A 2,754-nucleotide genomic window follows, 5' to 3' on the forward strand; every position below is an offset into this window, starting at 1 on the left:
CCTCGCCCCCGGCCCCCTCGCCGAAAGCGACCTCGTCACCTCGACGACCGGAGACTCCCGCCGTCCGGCCGCTCTCCGCCCCACGATCCCCCCGGCCCGGCGGCCCGCCGGGCCGGGGAACGAACGCGGCCGGCCGTGACCCCGCCGGCCGCTGGCCCGCTGGGCGGCGGAGAAGGGGACGAGCAGCCGGACCCGCCAGCCGGCGACGTCGGACCGGAGAACTCCGCGGCACCGCCGGCCCACGGCGGCGGGGTCCGGGCTCTGCGATGGCCGTTGTCGGGGGCCGTCACGGTGAGCCGCGGTTTCGAACGCCCGCCTTCGCCCTACGGACCCGGTCATCGCGGAGTCGACCTCAAGACCTCTCCGGCAGCCCCGGTTCTCGCCGCAGCCGACGGGGTGGTGAGTTTCGCCGGGTCCGTAGCGAACCGCGGCATCGTCACCGTCACGCATGGCGACCTCCGCACGACCTACGAACCACTGACGCCGGCGATCAGCCCCGGAACCGCGGTCCGAGCCGGAGACCTGCTCGGCTGGATGAGCGATGGCCATCCAGGCTGTCCGGTGGCCGCATGCCTGCACTGGGGGCTTCTGCGCGGGACGGACTACCTCGATCCCCTGCTGTTCTTCCGCAGAACTCCGCCCCGCCTCCTGCCCCTCCTCCCAGCAGATCGCTCCCCTGGGTCCCCGGCCTTGTCTCAGGCTCGGGGGTGAGCCTGCTCGAAGGCCGCGCGCAACCGTTCCGGTGTCACATGGGTGTAGATCTGCGTGGTCGCGAGACTCGCATGGCCGAGAAATTCCTGGACGGAGCGCAGATCGGCCCCGCCTTCCAGCATGTGCGTCGCCGCCGAATGCCGCAGACCATGCGGAGTCAGGCCGGCCGGAGCGACACCGGCCGCCACCCTCGTCGTCAGAATCCGCCGTACCGTGCGCGGATCGAGGCGACCTCCGCGCAGGCCGAGGAGCAGCGCACGCCCGCTACGGGCGGTCATCAGCCGCGGCCGTCCCGTTGATCTCCAGGACCGTAGGGCGGCCACCGCCGGCACGCCGAACGGCACGCTGCGTTCCTTGCCGCCCTTACCGAGGACCCGCAGCAACCTTCGGTCGTCATCAATGTGCCCCAGGTCAAGACCGCACAGCTCGGACACCCGGATTCCGCTGCCATACAGAAGCTCGAGAACGAGTGCGTCCCGCAGCTCCACCGCCCGCCGTACGACCCGCTCGGAGTCTGCCGTCGAGTCCGGCAGCCCAGACGGCTGCGACGTGCCCGGGGGCGACACATCAGGCGAAGGGTTCTCAAGGAGCTGACGCGCGGCCGCGGCGGTGAGCACCTCAGGCACCCTTCTGACCGTACGGTTACCCACGAGCCGTGCGGCGACGTCGGTGTCGAGGAAGCCACGGCGCGCCGCATAGGAAGAGAAGACCCGGGCCATCGAGGCGCGCCGGGCCAGGCTTGCCGGCGCCGCCCCGGCGGCGCGCATCGAAGCGAGCCAGCTCCGCAAAAGCGCCAGATCGAGGTCGGCGAGGACCGAACAGCCCATCCGCTCCGCATGAGCGCGCAGGTTGGCGAGGTCGGCGGCGTAGGCACGCACGGTCTCAGGAGATCGGGCCAGCTCCGCGATGAGGTGGCGGAGAAAACCCGCGACCGCCGCGTCCCAGTCGGACTCGGGTGTCTCGACGATCTCGACTGGCAGGGCGTCTGATCCACACGTCGCTCGGGGGCGCTGCCGCGGCAGAAGCCGACCGTCGGCGGGCTCCTCGGCGCTCTCGCCTCGCAGGGCCATGAGACGACCGTGGCAACATCGATGGTTCTCGTCAAGACGCTGCGGCGTCCGTGACACTGCACCCGGGGACATTGCATCCGGGCTGACTCAGGTCTCCCCGTCGGGGTTTTCGCCGTCGGGTCCCGGATCCGCGGTACTGCGCGTCGGGGAACGATCCGCCCCGCCGTGGGCGGCACCCGGTTGGGTACCGGACGTTGCGGGATGGGACGGGTTCGACGGCGCTCGGCCCAGATCCGTGAGGCGGTAACCGCCCGCCACGTTCTCGACCAGCCCCTCCACCGCGAGTGGGCCCAGCATCGCCAGCACCGCCTCGGGGCGCAGGCCGGTGCGGCGCGCCAGCACGGACACCCCGACGGCAGCGCGGGCCGGCATCGCGTCGAGAAGCTCGCGCACCGCCTCGGACAATCCGTCCCGCGGGCCATTCCCGCTCTCCGGCCGCTGTACGAGCGATCCGATACTCGCGATTTCCTCCCTGATGTCCTCGGCCCCGGTGACCAGAACCGTCTGTTCACGGAAGTCCCGGAGCAGCCGGTGACAGCCTGCGCTCATGGCGCTGGTCACCGGCCCCGGAACAACCATGACGGGACGACCGAGCCGACGGGTGTGAGCAACCGTGTTCAGCGCGCCGCTACGGTGGCCCGCCTCGACCAGGACCGTCCCCCGGGACAGAGCCGCGATGATGCGATTACGGGTGAGGAATCGGCGTCGGTACGGCGGCGTGCCCGGCGACACCTCGCTGACTACCGCCCCGGTACGGGCGATCTCCTCCAGCAGTTCCACATGGGCGGTCGGGTAGGGAACGTCAACACCCCCGGCGAGCACCGCCACCGTCGGTCCGGCTGCGGCCAACGCCCCCCGATGTGCCGCTGCGTCAATGCCGAACGCGGCTCCCGACACCACGGCCCATCCCTGTTCCGCCATCGCAAACGCGATCTCTCCGGCGAGGTGCAGCCCGTAGCTGGTCGCGGTCCGG

The 2,754-nt window shown here is 71.5% G+C and carries 3 protein-coding genes; 1 reads left to right on the forward strand and 2 read right to left on the reverse strand.

Annotated elements, in window-relative coordinates; translation table 11 throughout:
• The first annotated feature begins 291 nt into the window (after nt 1-291).
• Nucleotides 292-711, forward strand: a complete 420-nt coding sequence (locus tag AC08ON_RS05055) for a M23 family metallopeptidase (protein ID WP_476616538.1) — start codon at nt 292-294, stop codon at nt 709-711.
• Here AC08ON_RS05055 and AC08ON_RS05060 read toward each other — a convergent pair.
• Together AC08ON_RS05060 and AC08ON_RS05065 are read right to left on the reverse strand one after the other, a co-directional pair.
• Nucleotides 696-1,853: a tyrosine-type recombinase/integrase gene (locus AC08ON_RS05060; protein ID WP_476609969.1), complete on the reverse strand. Its 1,158-nt coding sequence runs from the start codon at nt 1,851-1,853 to the stop codon at nt 696-698. The genes AC08ON_RS05055 and AC08ON_RS05060 overlap by 16 nt on opposite strands.
• 15 nt (nt 1,854-1,868) lie before the next feature.
• Nucleotides 1,869-2,754 (reverse strand): DNA-processing protein DprA (locus AC08ON_RS05065; RefSeq protein ID WP_476616537.1); only part of this gene is annotated, 886 nt, incomplete at its 5' end.

Source organism: Frankia sp. CoWAU3, from assembly GCF_977971855.1.

What these genes read in the sequence shown, in the direction of transcription:
- AC08ON_RS05060 (WP_476609969.1), bottom strand. Translation starts at nt 1,853, where the DNA reads ATGTCCCCGGGTGCAGTGTCACGGACGCCGCAGCGTCTTGACGAGAAC.